Source organism: Ancalomicrobiaceae bacterium S20, assembly GCA_040269895.1.
Classification (GTDB): Bacteria; Pseudomonadota; Alphaproteobacteria; order Rhizobiales; family Ancalomicrobiaceae; genus Methyloraptor; species Methyloraptor flagellatus.
Genome location: CP158568.1, coordinates 2,516,702 through 2,532,225, shown reverse-complemented (window position 1 = coordinate 2,532,225; position 15,524 = coordinate 2,516,702). Strand labels below are relative to the sequence as shown.

Here is a 15,524-nt window from a genome sequence, read left to right as displayed (position 1 = left end):
GGCGGATCGTGCTCTTGGCCCCAGCCGTCCGGCCCGCTACCGTCGCTGCCCGAACGAGGGGAGGGACCTCCATGCATACACTCTACTATTCGCCCGGCACCTGCGCGCTGGCGCCCCATGTCGTGCTCGAGGAGATCGGCGAGCCCTATGAGCTGGTGCTGGTCAAGGCGGGCGTCGATACGGTGACGGCCGACTGGAAGGCGAAGAACCCCAAGGGTCGCGTGCCGGCGCTGTCGGGCGTGCCGGGGCGGATCGGCGGCGCCGAGGACCTGCTGACCGAGGCGAGTGCGATCATGATCTATCTCGCCCGCACCCATCCGGACGCCGGCTTGATGCCGAGCCATCCGATCGCCGAGGCGCGCGTGGTCGAATGGTTGAACTGGCTGGCGACCATCCATGCCTCGAACTACGCGCGCATCCGCCGCTCGGCGCGTTTCGTCACCGACGAGGCGATGTTCCCGGCCCTGCAGGAGAAGGGCCGGGCGGATCTGCACGAGAACTACGCCTACGTCGACAGTCTGCTCGGCGACGGCCGCGACTGGGCGGTGCCCGGCGGCTACTCGATCGCCGACATCTATCTGCTCGTGTTCTACAATTTCGGCTTCGGCGCCGGCTTCGACATGCCGGTGCTGTTCCCGAACTGGCGCGAGCACACGGCCCGGCTGCTGGACCGGCCGGCGGTCGCGCGCGTCGTCGCGCACGAGGGGCTGAACATCCGGCTCTGACGACGATCCCACGCTGCACCCGCAGCGTGGAACAAAGATCGTGGGCCGCACATTCCGGGGAGCGACAGCGCGGACATCTTTGCGCGCTGTCGCATTTCCGTTATGGTGACGAACCCGTGACAGGGCCGAGCGTCGGTCGGCATGGGACGATTCCCGGATGAGGATCCTCGCCGCGCGCGCCCGCGCTTGGCGGGCCCCTGTCGACGAGGGACCCTGGAGAGGGCGAGTGAACCACCCGACGACCCTGACCAAGAACCAGACGACGCTGATTTCCCTCGGCGTCCACGCCTTCACGGCGAGCGGCATCGTGCTGGCGATGCTGGCCGCCGTGGCGGCGTATCGGCTCGACTGGCAGGCCTTCTTCGCCTGGCTCGGCATCGCGCTGTTCGTCGACGGCGTCGACGGCCCGCTCGCCCGCCGCTTCGCGGTCGAGCGCAACCTGCCGACCATCTCGGGCGCGGCGCTCGACTTCGTGGTCGACTACGTGACCTACGTCTTCCTGCCGGCCTTCGCGCTCGCCACCGGCGGCTTCGCGGCCGATTGGGTCGCGCTGGCTCTGGCCGGCATCATCGTGTTCACGAGCGCGCTCTATTTCGCCGACACGCGCATGAAGATGAAGAACAACGCCTTCCGCGGCTTCCCCGCGGTCTGGAACGGCGTGGTGTTCCTGTTCTTCGTGTTCCGGCCCTCCGTCGAGGTCATCGTCGGCGTGACTGTGCTGCTCGCGATCCTGACCTTCCTGCCGATCGCCTTCGTGCATCCGGTGCGCGTCGAGCGCTGGCGGCCGCTGACGCTGGCTGTCACGCTCGCCTGGTTCCTGTTTGCCGGCATCGCGCTCGCCACCCGCCTCGATCCGCCGCATGCGGTCGGTCTCGGCCTGCTGGCGACCAGCCTCTATCTGGCGAGCGTCGCGGCGATCCAGCAGCTCGCCGAGCGTCTGGGCTGGGAACGCCGCGCGCGTTGAACGCGCCCTTGCGCGTGCCCTGGCGGTCTTCGCGGGGCACGCTTTCTCGCATCCGCGAAACGCGGGTGCTTTTCTCCCGCGCCGATCCGTGCGACATCTCCTGGAGCCTGGACGGGTCTTGATCGACCCTTCGTGACCGTCGGCCCTCGCCGGACCGCCGCCTGTCGCGGCGGCGAGGCGGGATCTGCCGCCGTCCGAGGCGGCCGCCGACGCCGGAGCCCGCGGGATCCGGATCCCGAGCCCCAACAGACGAGTGCCGAGCGCCCCATGTCCTCACTTCTCGACACGATCACCAAGACGATCCCGCCGGTGAACCGCGAAGGCTATCCCTTCATCGGCATCGCTGCCGCCGCGACGCTGGTCGTCGCCTGGCTGTTTCCGCCGCTGTTCTGGATCTTCTTCGGCCTGACGCTCTGGGTCGTGCTGTTCTTCCGTGATCCGGTGCGCGTGACGCCGATCGGCTACGGGCTCGTCGTCGCGCCCGCCGACGGCCGCGTCTCCTACGTCGGCCCCGCCGTGCCGCCGCGCGAGCTCGGCATGCCGGACGAGGCGCTGATGCGCGTCTCGATCTTCATGAACGTGTTCAATTGCCACGTGAACCGCGCGCCCGTCGGCGGCCGCATCGAGCGTATCGCCTACAAGCCGGGCAAGTTCCTCAACGCCGAACTCGACAAGGCCAGCGACGACAACGAGCGCAACGGCCTGGTGATCGCCGCCGGCGACCAGCACATCGCGGTCGTGCAGATCGCTGGCCTGGTCGCGCGCCGCATCGTGTGCTGGTCGAAGGAGGGCGAGGAACTGAAGCCCGGTGAACGCTTCGGCATGATCCGCTTCGGCTCGCGCCTCGACGTCTACCTGCCGGCCGGCACGGTGCCGCTGGTCGCGGTCGGCCAGACCACGGTCGCCGGCGAGACGGTGGTCGCCGACCTGTCGCGGCCCGGTCAGGCGAGCCTGATCATGCGGGTGAGCTGATTTCCGCCGCCGGCCGGGCCCCGGCCGGCGCTTCCGAGATGACGTCATGAGCGAACTGTTCCCGCCCGTCGATCACCAGTCCGTCCGCACCGGCCGCCGCTTCCGGCGCATCCGCTCGGTCCCGTTCCGGGTGGTGCTGCCCAACATGGTCACGCTGCTCGCGCTCTGCGCGGGCTGACCGCGATCCGCATGGCGCTCGAGGGGCGCTTCCTGTGGGCGATCGCCGCGGTGGTGCTCGCCGCGCTGCTCGACGCGGTCGACGGCCGCGTCGCGCGCTGGCTGAAGGGCACCTCCCGTTTCGGCGCCGAGCTCGACAGTCTGGCGGACTTCGTCAATTTCGGCGTGGTGCCGGGGCTCCTGCTCTACATCTGGACGCTGCGCGACGTGCCGTCCTTCGGCTGGCTCGCGGTCCTCGCCTATGCGATCGCCTGCGCGCTCCGCCTCGCCCGTTTCAATGTGATGAGCGACGTGCCGAAGCCCGACTGGCACGCGAACTTCTTCACCGGCATGCCGGCCCCGGCCGGCGCCATCACCGTGCTGCTGCCGCTCTACCTTTCGGAGTGGGTCACTTTCCCGATGGGGCGCCCGACCACGGTGATCGTCGCGATCTACATGGTGTTCATCGCCTTCATGATGGTGTCGACCATCCCGACCTTCTCCGGCAAGAAGATCGGCGCGCGCATCCCGCGCGAACGGGTGATCCCGATGTCGATCGTCTTCGTGCTGGTGATCGCGGCGCTCGTGACCTATCCGCTGCCGATCCTGTCGATCGTGACGGTGATCTATCTCGGCTACATCCCGTTCGGCTGGCGACTGTTCAAGCGGCTCGAGGCCGCGCATCAGCCGGCAGCGACCGAGCAGGTGGCAACCGGGCAGGTGGCGACCGAGGAGGTGGCGACCGGGCCGGTCGAGGGCGTCTGACGCCTCTTCCGGCCGTGCGCGGCGGTCAGCGCGCTCGGCCGCTCATGGCGGCGACGCGCTGTTCGAGCGTGGCGGCGGGGAAGGCATGGCGCAGCGCGCGGAGCGCTTCGGCGTCGCTGGCGGGTCGCGTGCGGGCGAGCAGGGCGCGCATCTCGGCGATCGAAAACTCGAGTTCGGATCCCGCGAGGGGATGGGAGACGGTTCGTCCGGCCTCGGCATTTCCGCGCATGTCACGCTCCTCGTTTCGTCCTACACGCAAGCTCTCCGTCATGGCGGTTGATCCGCCTTGTCCTGCCGTACGCGCTCTGGCGGGCGCGCCCAGAGATCCATTCTGGATCGCGACCCTTAACGCCTTGTTAACCGTGGCGGGCGGGCCACCTATTCGGGCTTGCCCCGATCGCCACCCGTCCCGATCGGTCTCCGTCAGGACCGCCAACGTCTGGATTGTCTCCAAGCATGACGATCGGACGATTCGGGTATCTCCGCCAGTTTCGGTCTTCCGGCCCCGCCTCCGGAAAGATCCGGAGCGCGCGGTCCCGGCGGATCGGGCATGGTGGGAGAGCGAGCATGGTAGCGGAGCAACGCCGTGGCTCCGTCTGCGGTTCCGGTCGCCGACCGGAGCCGGTCCGCCGATCAGACCGAACCGTTTGGCGGCAGCCACGTTGAGGGCGCATCTGTAATCGACGCGTGACGATGGTCGGTTGATCACCCCACGCCGGGACCCGGAACCGAACCCATGATCGAGCCTCCGTCCTCACCCTCTCGTCGCCGCGCCCCCGATCCGCTGTTACGACTGCTCGCCATCAACGCCGCGATCGGCGCTGCTGTCGCAGCTATGTTGGTTGTGCTGGTCATAGCCACCGACACCGCGCACCTGCGCACGCTGATCCTGACCTCCGACGAGCCCTGGATCCCGGTGCTGCTGCTGCTGTTCGGCTTCCTCGTCACCATGTGCAGCGTCGCGATGGGGGCGGCGATCATGACCCTGCCGCGCGACGATGACGACGATCCGCCGAGCGGCACCCGCGAGCCCACGCTCGCCCGGGTCCGCGTCGCGCGCGGGTGAATCGCTGTGCGAAGCTCCGGAATCACCACGTGAGCGACACGATCCGGCGCAGTAGGGGGACGGTGTAAGCCCTTGCGAAGCCGATGGAATCCCGCTCGCTCTGAATCGCTTCGTGAAGGCGGTGTTCGTTCGAGCTGAATCGGAGTATCAGCCTCCTCGAATGTGCTTTCGCGCGTCGCCTCGTGGTGGCCGCAGGCGCTGCCCCCAACGCGACCGCCGCGCGGTCGCCTTGCGACGAGGACGAACGCGATGGCTGATCCGACCTATCCGCGCGACCTGATCGGCTACGGGCGTAATCCGCCCGATCCGCGCTGGCCGGGCGGCGCGCGCATCGCGGTGCAGTTCGTCATCAACTACGAGGAGGGCGGCGAGAACTGCATCCTCCATGGCGACGCGGCCTCGGAAGCGTTCCTGTCGGAGATCGTCGGCGCGCAGGCCTGGCCGGGCCAGCGCCACATGAACATGGAGTCGATCTACGAATACGGCTCGCGCGCCGGCTTCTGGCGCCTGTGGCGGCTGTTCACCTCGCGCGCCGTCCCGGTCACGGTCTACGGGGTCGCGACGGCGCTGCAGCGCAATCCGGACGCGGTCGCCGCCATGAAGGAGGCCGACTGGGAGATCGCCAGCCACGGCCTCAAGTGGATCGAATACAAGGACTTCACCGAGGAGGAGGAGCGCCGGCACATGGCCGAGGCGATCCGCATCCATACCGAGGTGACCGGGTCGCGCCCGCTCGGCTGGTACACGGGCCGGGCCTCAGAGCACACGCGCAAGCTGGTGATCGAGGAGGGCGGCTTCCTCTACGATTCCGACAGCTACGCCGACGATCTGCCCTATTGGGTCGACGGCACCGCGAGCCCGCACCTCGTCATTCCCTACACGCTCGACAGCAACGACATGCGCTTCGCGACACCGCAGGGCTTCAATGCCGGCGACCAGTTCTTCAACTACCTGAAGGACAGTTTCGACGTGCTCTATGCCGAGGGCGAGACCGGCGCGAAGATGCTGTCGATCGGCCTGCACTGCCGGCTCGTTGGTCGGCCGGGGCGTCTCGCCGCGCTGCAGCGCTTCGTCGACTACGTGCTCTCGCACGAGCATGTCTGGTGCCCGCGCCGGATCGACATCGCCTGGCACTGGCACGCCCACCACAAGCCGGCCTGAGCTTCATCTCGCATCTCGCGCGAAGCCGTTCGCGCATGACAAAGGCCCGCAATCCGAACGGCTTGCGGGCCTTTTTCGACTCTCGCGTGCGAACTTTCGTCTGGCGATGAAGGAGCGCCGGGCTCCGCGGCGGAGACAGGCTGCGGTTTGGCAGCGTCAGGCGGCGACGTCCTTCAGGAACTCCTGGATGCGGCCGTCGAGCCGGTGCGCCGCCTCGCGCAGGCTGCCGGCCACTTCCGCGACCTTGCGCGCCATGCTGGTCGTCTCGGTCGCCGACGAGCTGACCTCGCCGATCATCGAGCTGAGATCGGCGGTGCCACGCGCGACATCGGAGGCGCGCGCGGAGATCTCGCCGGTCGTCACCGCTTGTTCCTCGACCGCGCCCGCGATCGCGGTGGAGGCCTGCTCGATCTGGCCGAGCGTCTCCGTCACCGTGGCGATCTGGCCGACCGCCTCGCGTGTCGCCTCCTGGATCGCGGTGACGTTGGCGGCGATCTCCTCGGTCGCCTTGGTGGTCTGGGTCGCGAGCGCCTTCACCTCGGAGGCGACGATGGCGAAGCCGCGGCCGGCCTCTCCCGCCCGTGCCGCTTCGATCGTGGCATTGAGCGCGAGCAGATTGGTCTGGTCGGCGATGGCGCGGATCAGGTCGACGATCGCGCCGATCCGTTCGGCGCTCTGGGCCAGCGCCTCGACGCTGCCGCGCGCCTGCCGGCCGAGCTCGGCGCCTTCGGCCGTGGTCCGGCCGGCTTGATGGATCTGTTCGCCGACTTCGCGAACCGTGGCCGAGAGCTCCTCGGTCGCGCCGGCGACGGCGCTGACATTCTCGGCGTCGCGCGCCGACTGTTCCTCAGCCGCGCCGGCCGAAGCGCGATTGTGGTCGGCGACCTGGGTCAGTTCGGCCGCCGTCGAGGCCATCTCGGACGAGGTCTGGCGCACGAAGCCGAGCACGGCATCGGCTTCGTGCCGGAACCGCTCGATCGCCGCGGCCATCTGCGCGGCCTGCGCCTGCCGCTCGGCCGCGCGGCGCTCCTCCTCGCGCTTCAGCTCGTCGCGCTCGATCAGCTTCTGGCGGAACACTTCGACGGCCCGCGCGATACCACCGACCTCGTCCTGACGGTCGGTGCCGGGGACATCGGTCGCGAGCTCGCCGCCGGCCATGCGGCCGATCGAGCGGTCGAGTGCCGCAAGCGGCCGCGTCACGCCCGACGACAGCGCATAGGCGAGGGCCAGGAAGGCCGCAAGGCAGGGAACGCAGGCGGCGGCGATGACCACCAGCGTCCAGAGCACCATGACGTCGACCTCGCCGGTGTAGACGCCGCTGCCGATCGCCCATTTCCAGGTGCCGTCGCCGATCACGAAGCTGGTTTTGGCGAGCCGGCCCTTGCCCGGCACCTCGACCGCATAGCTTTCGAAGCCGCCGCCGGCCCGGGCGCGCTCGATCAGCGCCTTCAGATAGGCCTTGCCGTTGCCGTCCAGCGCGGCGATCTGGTTCTTGCCGATCTTGTCGAGGTTCTTGCCCCAGGCGAGCGCCACGCCGTCGTAGTCGAACACGAAGACGTAGTTGTCGCCGCCGAAGGTCATAGCGCCGATCGCCGCGAGCGCCTGGCGCTTCGCTTCCGCCTCGGGGATGCCGGCGGCCTGGGCGTCGGCCCGGACGCGCGCCACCACGGCGGAGGCCGCCTCGGCGATGCTGCGCGCCTGGCCGTCCTTGGCCTCGAAGATCGCGTTGCGGAACTGATAGGCGGCGAACAGCGTGCCGGCGCCCATCAGCGCCATGGCCACCCCGATCACCAGGATGAACCGCATGCCGAGCTTCATACGACCGCCGACTCTCGCGAACATTCAGACCGCCCCAGCGAGGGAACACACACCACCATCGCGAACCCTAGAAGGCGAAGGTTAAGATCCGGTTGGTCGAGTTGTCTGATAAAATTGTAGAATTCCAGTATACCGTGCTGTGCGCTGCAGCACGCGCAAATGCCGTGCGGGGCGTGGTCACATCACGATGGTGATACGCTCGGCCGCCCGCGTGACGCCCGTGTAGAGCCAGCGCGATCTATGTTCGCGGAAAGCAAAGCTCTCGTCGAACAGCACCAGGTCGTCCCACTGAGATCCTTGCGCCTTGTGCACGGTCATCGCATAGCCATAGTCGAATTCGTCCGACTTGCGCTTCAGCTGGAACGGCAACGCCTCCTCGCCACCTTCGAAGAAGGCCGGCAGGACCGAGACATGGATGCGCGACTTCTCGAGCACTTCGTCCGGCTGCACGTCGAACTTCAGGAAGCCGCTCTTCGGATCCTTGACGCGCGTGACCCGGAAGATGCCGCCGTTCTGCAGGCCGCGCGTCTTGTCGTTGCGCAGGCAGACCAGCTTCTCGCCGACTTCCGGCGTGGGGTTGGTATAGCCGCGCAGCTCGCGGATCCGGGTGTTGTAGGCCTTGCGGGTCTTGTTCAGGCCGACCAGCACCTGATCGGCGCCGAGAATCCGCTCGGCGTCGATCTCCTTGCGGCGGATGACGCGGCTCTCGCCATAGCTGCCATAGTCGAGCGTACCGCCAGCGCGGATCTCCATCGACATGCGCACGATCGGATTGTCGGCCGCCTGCCGGTGGACCTGCGTCAGCATCACGTCCGGTTCGGCGTCGGTGAAGAAGCCGCCGCCCTTGACCGGCGGCAGCTGCGCCGGGTCGCCGAGCACCAGCGTCGGCTTGCCGAACGACAGCAGGTCCTTGCCGAGCTCCTCGTCCACCATCGAGCACTCGTCGATGACGATCAGCGACGCTTTCGAGACGTCGGAATGCCGGTTGATCGCGAAGGAGAAGCTCTCCTCGTCCTCGCCCTCGTCGTCCTCGCTCTTGCGCTTCGGCCGGTAGATCATCGAATGGATGGTCGAGGCGCCGTCGCAGCCCTTCTGGCGCATGACCAGCGCCGCCTTGCCGGTGAAGGCGCCGAAGCAGACGTCGCCGTCGATGCCGGCCGCGAGATGCCGCGCCAGCGTGGTCTTGCCGGTGCCGGCGAAGCCGAACAGCCGGAAGACCTGCTTGTCGGCCGGTTTCTCCTTCAGCCAGCGCGCGATCGACACGAGCGCCGCATCCTGTTCCGTCGACCAATCCATTCTCGAGGGTTCTCTTGCTGCCGTCGTCCTTGCCGCGTTCATTGCAGGTGCCCGAAGCCGGATCGCCCGCCGATGCCGGGCGACCCTAGCCGATTCCCACGGGCCACGCCGGCAGACGGTGTTACTCTCGCAGATTGAGAACAAAAGAGCAACAATTGCGCCGCGGCCCGTCCTCGCCCCCGCGCTGCGACATGGCCGCTCCCGCGGCCTTCCCCCTCGCCATTGTGCCGCCAAGACGCTATGTGACATCCACGCGAAAGAACGAGCGGCTTTCGGCCGCCGCGCCCGAGGAACGACCGATGCCCGCTTACCGCTCCCGTACCACCACCCACGGCCGCAACATGGCCGGCGCCCGCGGCCTCTGGCGCGCGACCGGCATGAAGGACGGCGATTTCGGCAAGCCGATCATCGCGGTGGTCAACTCCTTCACGCAGTTCGTGCCCGGCCACGTCCATCTGAAGGACCTCGGCCAGCTCGTCGCGCGCGAGATCGAGAAGGCCGGCGGTGTCGCCAAGGAGTTCAACACGATCGCCGTCGACGACGGCATCGCGATGGGCCACGACGGCATGCTCTATTCGCTGCCCTCGCGCGACCTGATCGCCGACAGCGTCGAGTACATGGTCAATGCGCACTGCGCCGACGCCATGGTCTGCATCTCGAACTGCGACAAGATCACCCCCGGCATGCTGATGGCGGCGCTGCGCATCAACATCCCGACCGTGTTCGTCTCGGGCGGCCCGATGGAGGCCGGCAAGGTCAACCTGCGCGGCAAGATCAAGGCGCTCGACCTCGTCGACGCCATGGTCGCCGCCGCCGACGACAGCTATTCCGATGACGAGGTCGACGCGATCGAGAAGGCGTCCTGCCCGACCTGCGGCTCGTGCTCGGGCATGTTCACGGCCAATTCGATGAACTGCCTGACCGAGGCGCTCGGTCTGTCGCTGCCCGGCAACGGCTCGACGCTCGCCACCCACGCCGATCGCCAGCGCCTGTTCGTCGAGGCCGGCCATCTGATCGTCGACCTCGCCAAGCGCTATTACGAGCAGGACGACGCCAGTGTTCTGCCGCGCGCGATCGCGACCTTTGAAGCGTTCGAGAACGCGATGACGCTCGACATCGCCATGGGCGGCTCGACCAACACCGTGCTGCATCTGCTCGCCGCCGCCCACGAGGCCGGCGTGAACTTCACCATGGCCGACATCGACCGGCTGTCGCGTCGTGTGCCGGTGCTGTGCAAGGTCGCCCCGGCCGTGGCGGACGTGCACATGGAGGACGTCCACCGCGCCGGCGGCATCGTCGGCATCCTCGGCGAGCTCGCCCGCGGCGGCCTCGTCGCCGGCGACGCCAAGACCGTCCATGCCCCGACGCTCGCCCAGGCGATCGAGCGCTGGGACATCACGCGGTCGAATGCCGAGAGCGTGCGCGAGTTCTACAAGGCGGCGCCGGGCGGTGTGCGTACCGAAGTCGCGTTCAGCCAGGCCGCGCGCTGGGAAGAGCTCGACACCGATCGCAAGTCGGGCGTGATCCGCTCGGTCGACAACGCCTTCTCCAAGGACGGCGGCCTCGCCGTGCTCTACGGCAACCTCGCCGAGGACGGCTGCATCGTGAAGACGGCCGGCGTCGATGCCTCGATCCTGCGCTTCGAGGGCCCGGTGAAGCTGTTCGAGAGCCAGGACGCAGCGGTCGGCGGCATCCTCGGCGGCAAGGTCGAAGCCGGCGACGTGGTGCTCATCCGCTACGAGGGCCCGAAGGGCGGCCCCGGCATGCAGGAGATGCTCTACCCGACCAGCTACATCAAGTCGAAGGGCCTGGGGAAGGCCTGCGCGCTGGTCACCGACGGCCGTTTCTCGGGCGGCACCTCGGGCCTGTCGATCGGCCACGTCTCGCCGGAAGCGGCGGAGGGCGGCACCATCGGCCTCGTCGAGGAGGGTGATCGCATCCTGATCGACATCCCGAACCGCAAGATCGAACTGCTGGTCGCCGACGATGTCCTGGCCGCCCGCCGCGCCGCGATGGAGGCCAAAGGCATCGACGCCTGGAAGCCGGCGCGGGAGCGCCCGCGCAAGGTCTCGGCCGCGCTGCGCGCCTACGCGGCGATGACCACCTCGGCCGCCAAGGGCGCGGTGCGCGACGTCTCCCAGGTCGAGCGCAAGCACTGACGCGGGCAGGGCGCGACGGCGCCCCGGCTTCGATCGGTCCGGACCACGGGCACTGAGAACGGTACCGAGATATGACAACGGCGGCACCCTCGGGTGCCGCCGTTGTCGTTTGGGAGGCGAGCGGGCCGCGGCGGATGGCTCACGCCGTCTCGGGCAGGCCGCCGGTCGCGGGCGCCTCGCCGACCGCCTGCTCGGCGGCGGCGATCTCGCCCTTGCGCTTCTCGATCATGTCGCCGATCGGCGGACCCTGGAACCGCTTCTCCTCGAACAGCTTCCAGATCAGCCCGGCCAGCACGACGAAGCCGACGGTGATCACCAGCGCCCAGTCGTTCGGCGGCTGCACGCCGACGAAGAAGATGAAGATCGCCGCGATCACCGACAGGATGCCGAACAGGCAGAACAGCGGCTTGCCGAGATCCCACGGGCCCATCTTGGTCCAGGTGTCGCCATAGGCGAGCACCGCGAGCGAGATCGGCACCGCGAAGGAGAAGAAGATGAAGATCACCGTGCAGGAGACGACGATCGAATAGGCCGAGGCGCCCTGGATCGTGATCATCGAGGCGCCCCAGACGAACAGCACGGCCGCCACCGACGCGGTCCAGATCGCTGCCGCCGGCGTGCGATGGCTGGCCGAGACCTTCTTCAGGACCGACGAGAACGGCAGGCCGCCGTCGCGCGCGAAGGCGTACATCATGCGCGAGGCCGAGGTGACGGTCGCGAGCCCGCACAGCAACTGCGAGACGAAGATCGCGACATAGAGCACGTTCTTGAGCCAGACCGGCAGCGTGCCGTCGAGCGTCCAGAAGAACACGTTCCAGCCCTGCTTGGCGGCATCGTCCATGTTCGGGATCGCCAGCACGAAGGCGACCAGCATGAGGTACCCGAACACCGATGACCACAGTACCGACGACACCATGCCGCGCGGCGCGGCGAGCGCGGCCTTGTGGGTCTCTTCCGCCGTGTGGGCGGAGGCGTCGTAGCCGGTGATCGTGTAGATCGGGAGAAGCAGGCCGAGCAGGAACACCATCAGGCCCGAGACCTTGTTCGGCCAGATCGGATCGCCCTTCAGTTCGTTCGCCGCATTAAGCGTCGGGTCGCCCGAATAATTGGCAAAGGTCCAGAGCCGGCTGATGTCCCAATGCGCCGCGAAGGCGAACAGCGCGAGCGTCAGCACGATCGCGGTCGCGAAGATCAGGTAGCCGGAGAAGTCGGTCAGCTTGGCGGTGGTCTTGATGCCGAAGTGATTGACCAGCGCCTGCGCGAAGGTGATCACGGCGACGAAGACGATCTGGTTGCGGAAGCCGGCCGCGGTCGTCGTATCGGTCACGATGTCGAACCATGGCGCAATCGAGCCGGCGAAGAAGCCCCAGGTGCCGACGTTGATCGCGCCGAGCACGGTGATGAGGCCGAGCAGGTTGAGCCAAGCGGTCAGCCAGCCGGTGAAGCGGTTGCCGAGGATCGAGCTCCAGTGATAGAGGCCGCCGGCGGTCGGAAACGCCGAGGCGATCTGGCCCATGGCGATGGCGAACACGCCCGAGATCAGGCAGCCGAGCGGCCAGCCGATGCCAATGGCCGCGCCGCCGGCGCCCGCGATGCCCTGCGCCAGCGAGTTGATGCCGCCGGACAGGATGCAGATGATCGAGAACGAGATCGCGAAATTCGAGAAGGTGCTCATCCGCCGCTCGAGCTCCTGCGCGTAGCCGAGCGAGTGGAGGACGGACACGTCGGCCTTGTGGTCGGCGTCCGTGTAGGATGTGTCCTTGGCGAAGATACTCATCGGTGGCTCTCCCCGTGCCTTGCCCATTCCGCGCCTCGCCATCTCGGCAATGCGGCATGGACCGTTTGGTCAAAGCAGGGAGCGTGCCAGTCCAAATTGCAGCGACACGCGATTGGCGAGCTGCCGCAACGGGATGCGATGTCAGTAGCGTGCGGGGGCGAGGCCGTTCAGCGCGCGGATCGTACCGGCCGGGCGTGCGTCCGGATCTGCGCCTTCGAAGAACCGCACGATCGTCTCGCGGCCGGGCACGACGGCGAACCCGTCGTCGAGCGGCACGCGGGTGTCGTCGGCGACATGGACATGGAGGGCCGCACGGGCGGCCGAGACCGCGACGAACCAGCCCTCCGCATCGCGATCGACCCGCGCGGCGAGGCCGACGGCCGTGCGCTCGGTCGGCCAGCGCGGGACTTGCACCGCTTCGGCGAGAAGGGGCGCGGTTTCGGGCGCCGCACCGGCCTCCGTCGGCGCGGTCAGCCGCGCGACCGTGAGGTCGTGGCCGGGCGGTCCGAAGCGATAGGCGTAGGTGGCGTCGAAGAACGCGCCGAACAGCTCGGTCGCGCGGAGCGTGATCGAACCGCGGGCCGGCACCTCGACGTCGCGTTCGCCGCGCACGACGACCGTCGCCCCGTCCTTGAGACAGGCGAGCGACAGCCGCCCCGCGACCGGCGTCGGGCGATCGTTGACGACATGCACGTGCAGCCCGTTGACGCCTTCGTCCATGAGGATGATGCGCAAGGGCGCGAAGGCCCGGCGCATCGCGTACCACGCGGACTTCGGTCGCCCGGTCGCATCGGTGACGCCCCAGCCGGCGCCGGGCAGGAAGTCTTTCCAGTTCCAGACCAACGCGCCGGCCGTCGGCGAGCCCGGCCGGCGCCATTCGTCGAAGGTGCGCTCGATCACTTCGGCGACGACCGCGCGCGAGGCGTCGAGATAGCGCGCCGGATCCTCGCGGCGCAGGCGCGCGGGATCGAGGCCGAAGACGCGGCCGAGATAGTGATCGCGCGTGTCTTCAAAGTCCCAGGAGGCGCCGAGATCGCGCGGTACGCGCGCCTTCCAGCGCGGGTCGTGCACGGCCGGGACGGCGAGATGCCGCGCGAGCGTCGTCTCGTCGGGGACGTTCGCAAAGGCGAGGCACTCGGCCGCGAAGGTGACATTGGCGCGACGCGCGTCCTCGAGCGGCCGCTCGTAGGCCCCGACGCCGTAGTAATGCGTGACGCCGCAATCGGCGACGAACGGCAGTTCGCCGCCGTACGGCGACGACGGAATGTATGCAACGTCCGGCCGGATCGCCGCGACGATCTCCGCCACCAGCCGGTCGAACAGGTCGGAGGCGAGGGCCCGCGCCGGCAGGCCGAGCATGGCGGCCTGCTGCTGCACCTCGCTGCCGCCGCAGAGGATCGCCAGCGACGGCGAGGTCTGCAACCGGTCGAGCAACTCGCGCACCTCCGTCTCGCATTGGGCGAGGAACGTCGGATCGGCAGCCGGGTAGTCGAAGTTCGCGAACATCAGATCCTGGAATACCAGGATGCCGCGCTCGTCGCAGAGGTCGTGGAAGGCGCGGCCCTGGTAGGCCATGGTGCCGCCGACGCGGACCATGTTCACGTGCGCGGCCGCGAGCCGGTCGAACTCCGGTTCGAGGCTCGCCCGGTCGCCCGGCAGGCGCACCAGATCGGCGTCGGTCCAGACCGCGCCGCGGCAGAAGATGCGGACGCCGTTGACGAGAAGATCGAAGCGGCGCCCGTCCGGCCCGTGGTCGATGGTAATCGTCCGGAACCCGACGCGGCCGAGATCGGCGATCGTGCCGGCGATCTCCAGCCGCACCTCGTGCAACGTCGGCGTCCCGTGCGTCCGCGGCCACCAGGGCGCGACGTCGGGGATCTCGAGCCGGCCGGCGACGCGGCCGGCCTCGGTCGACAGCGTGACGAAAGCGCCGCCGCAGGAGAGTGTCGCGGTCGCGCCTTCCGGCCAGTCGCCGGTGATGTCGAAGCTCAGCGTGCCGGTCGTGCCGTCGCGCGTCGCGCGCAGGTCGGCGTGGTCGATCCGCACCGGCGCTGCCTCGGGGCGGCGGTCGATGCGCAGGATCGACCGCCATGGGCCGACGGCATGCACCTCCGGGCACCAGCCCGGCATGTGCCCGAGCAGCGTGGTGCGAACGAGCCGGAGCTTCTGGTTGGGGATCATCTGCGGGCGCCACTTCGCCCGGGGACCCTTCAGCGGCTCCAGCGCGGCATCGAGGCTCGCGAAGCGGATCGCGAGCACGGCGCCGGCGCGCGGTGCGACGTCGATCGCATGCGCCTCGAACATGCCGGTCGAGGCCAGGATCGTCTCGCCGTCGAGGAACACCTCGGCGAAGGTCGCCAGCCCCTCGAACACCAGTCGGCACGGCCCGGCGTCGAGCGTGGTGACGTACCAGGCGTCCTTGTCATGGAGCGGCGTCGGCTGCGCCGGATCGTAGCGGCCGGCAGCCATCAGCGCGGCGGCGACCGTGCCGGGCACCGGTGCGGGAACGAAGGCGTCGGTATCCCGTGCGGCGAGGGCGGTCGCGCGATCCCAGGCTCCGGCCGGGACGACGGCGACGCGCCAACCCGCGTCGAGCGGCGTCACGATCTGCGAGGTCTGGGCGAGGATCTGGGCCATGGGGTGCGAGCTGTCCGGCGGGGCGTGG

General features: G+C 68.8%; 13 protein-coding genes. 8 read left to right on the top strand and 5 right to left on the bottom strand.

The annotated features are described in order from the left end of the window. Window positions 1–71 precede the first annotated feature (71 nt). From ABS361_11550 to ABS361_11530, 5 genes are all read left to right on the top strand, one after another. Window positions 72–725 (top strand): glutathione S-transferase family protein, encoded by a 654-nt coding sequence (locus ABS361_11550; GenBank protein XBY42761.1) that lies wholly within the window; start codon window positions 72–74, stop codon window positions 723–725. A 226-nt stretch (window positions 726–951) separates the two neighbouring features. Further along, on the top strand, window positions 952–1,689 hold the full coding sequence (locus ABS361_11545; GenBank protein ID XBY42760.1) for a phosphatidylcholine/phosphatidylserine synthase: 738 nt from the start codon (window positions 952–954) through the stop codon (window positions 1,687–1,689). Between the two features lie 267 nt (window positions 1,690–1,956). After that, window positions 1,957–2,661: a phosphatidylserine decarboxylase gene (locus ABS361_11540; GenBank protein XBY42759.1), complete on the top strand. Its 705-nt coding sequence runs from the start codon at window positions 1,957–1,959 to the stop codon at window positions 2,659–2,661. Window positions 2,662–2,707: 46 nt separating this feature from the next. Continuing rightward, window positions 2,708–2,839, top strand: a complete 132-nt coding sequence (locus ABS361_11535; protein ID XBY42758.1) for a hypothetical protein — start codon at window positions 2,708–2,710, stop codon at window positions 2,837–2,839. 11 nt (window positions 2,840–2,850) lie between these two features. Continuing rightward, on the top strand, window positions 2,851–3,582 hold the full coding sequence (locus ABS361_11530) for a phosphatidylcholine/phosphatidylserine synthase (GenBank protein ID XBY42757.1): 732 nt from the start codon (window positions 2,851–2,853) through the stop codon (window positions 3,580–3,582). A gap of 25 nt (window positions 3,583–3,607) precedes the next feature. Here the strand turns inward: ABS361_11530 and ABS361_11525 are convergent, their stop codons facing one another. Further along, on the bottom strand, window positions 3,608–3,811 hold the full coding sequence (locus ABS361_11525; protein ID XBY42756.1) for a hypothetical protein: 204 nt from the start codon (window positions 3,809–3,811) through the stop codon (window positions 3,608–3,610). A 507-nt stretch (window positions 3,812–4,318) separates the two neighbouring features. On the opposite strand from ABS361_11525, the gene ABS361_11520 reads away from it, so the two are divergent. After that, window positions 4,319–4,648 carry a hypothetical protein gene (locus tag ABS361_11520; protein ID XBY42755.1) on the top strand — a complete coding sequence of 110 codons (330 nt, stop codon included), beginning with the start codon at window positions 4,319–4,321 and terminating at the stop codon, window positions 4,646–4,648. A gap of 249 nt (window positions 4,649–4,897) precedes the next feature. Continuing rightward, the gene (puuE, locus tag ABS361_11515) at window positions 4,898–5,809 is read left to right on the top strand and encodes an allantoinase PuuE (protein ID XBY42754.1); all 912 of its coding nucleotides are present in this window, start codon (window positions 4,898–4,900) and stop codon (window positions 5,807–5,809) included. A gap of 156 nt (window positions 5,810–5,965) precedes the next feature. Here the strand turns inward: puuE and ABS361_11510 are convergent, their stop codons facing one another. Further along, on the bottom strand, window positions 5,966–7,651 hold the full coding sequence (locus ABS361_11510) for a methyl-accepting chemotaxis protein (GenBank protein ID XBY42753.1): 1,686 nt from the start codon (window positions 7,649–7,651) through the stop codon (window positions 5,966–5,968). A 153-nt stretch (window positions 7,652–7,804) separates the two neighbouring features. Then, a complete protein-coding gene (locus ABS361_11505) occupies window positions 7,805–8,923 on the bottom strand; it encodes an AAA family ATPase (GenBank protein ID XBY42752.1) in 1,119 nt (372 codons plus the stop codon). A 299-nt stretch (window positions 8,924–9,222) separates the two neighbouring features. Here ABS361_11505 and ilvD point away from each other — a divergent pair, with 299 nt between their 5' ends. Next, window positions 9,223–11,082 carry a dihydroxy-acid dehydratase gene (ilvD, locus tag ABS361_11500; GenBank protein ID XBY42751.1) on the top strand — a complete coding sequence of 620 codons (1,860 nt, stop codon included), beginning with the start codon at window positions 9,223–9,225 and terminating at the stop codon, window positions 11,080–11,082. Between the two features lie 139 nt (window positions 11,083–11,221). On the opposite strand, the gene ABS361_11495 is transcribed toward ilvD, so the two are convergent. Further along, the gene (locus tag ABS361_11495; GenBank protein XBY42750.1) at window positions 11,222–12,859 is read right to left on the bottom strand and encodes an amino acid permease; all 1,638 of its coding nucleotides are present in this window, start codon (window positions 12,857–12,859) and stop codon (window positions 11,222–11,224) included. Between the two features lie 141 nt (window positions 12,860–13,000). Next, window positions 13,001–15,496: a glycoside hydrolase family 2 protein gene (locus tag ABS361_11490; protein ID XBY42749.1), complete on the bottom strand. Its 2,496-nt coding sequence runs from the start codon at window positions 15,494–15,496 to the stop codon at window positions 13,001–13,003. Window positions 15,497–15,524 lie beyond the last annotated feature (28 nt).

Excerpts from the sequence above, each read along its gene's own strand:
- ABS361_11530 (XBY42757.1), top strand. The coding sequence starts at position 2,851 with ATGGCGCTCGAGGGGCGCTTCCTGTGGGCGATCGCCGCGGTGGTGCTC.
- ABS361_11535 (XBY42758.1), top strand. The coding sequence starts at position 2,708 with ATGAGCGAACTGTTCCCGCCCGTCGATCACCAGTCCGTCCGCACCGGC.
- ABS361_11505 (XBY42752.1), bottom strand. The coding sequence starts at position 8,923 with ATGGATTGGTCGACGGAACAGGATGCGGCGCTCGTGTCGATCGCGCGC.
- ilvD (XBY42751.1), top strand. The coding sequence starts at position 9,223 with ATGCCCGCTTACCGCTCCCGTACCACCACCCACGGCCGCAACATGGCC.
- ABS361_11520 (XBY42755.1), top strand. The coding sequence starts at position 4,319 with ATGATCGAGCCTCCGTCCTCACCCTCTCGTCGCCGCGCCCCCGATCCG.
- ABS361_11510 (XBY42753.1), bottom strand. The coding sequence starts at position 7,651 with ATGTTCGCGAGAGTCGGCGGTCGTATGAAGCTCGGCATGCGGTTCATC.
- ABS361_11540 (XBY42759.1), top strand. The coding sequence starts at position 1,957 with ATGTCCTCACTTCTCGACACGATCACCAAGACGATCCCGCCGGTGAAC.
- ABS361_11495 (XBY42750.1), bottom strand. The coding sequence starts at position 12,859 with ATGAGTATCTTCGCCAAGGACACATCCTACACGGACGCCGACCACAAG.
- puuE (XBY42754.1), top strand. The coding sequence starts at position 4,898 with ATGGCTGATCCGACCTATCCGCGCGACCTGATCGGCTACGGGCGTAAT.
- ABS361_11525 (XBY42756.1), bottom strand. The coding sequence starts at position 3,811 with ATGCGCGGAAATGCCGAGGCCGGACGAACCGTCTCCCATCCCCTCGCG.
- ABS361_11550 (XBY42761.1), top strand. The coding sequence starts at position 72 with ATGCATACACTCTACTATTCGCCCGGCACCTGCGCGCTGGCGCCCCAT.
- ABS361_11490 (XBY42749.1), bottom strand. The coding sequence starts at position 15,496 with ATGGCCCAGATCCTCGCCCAGACCTCGCAGATCGTGACGCCGCTCGAC.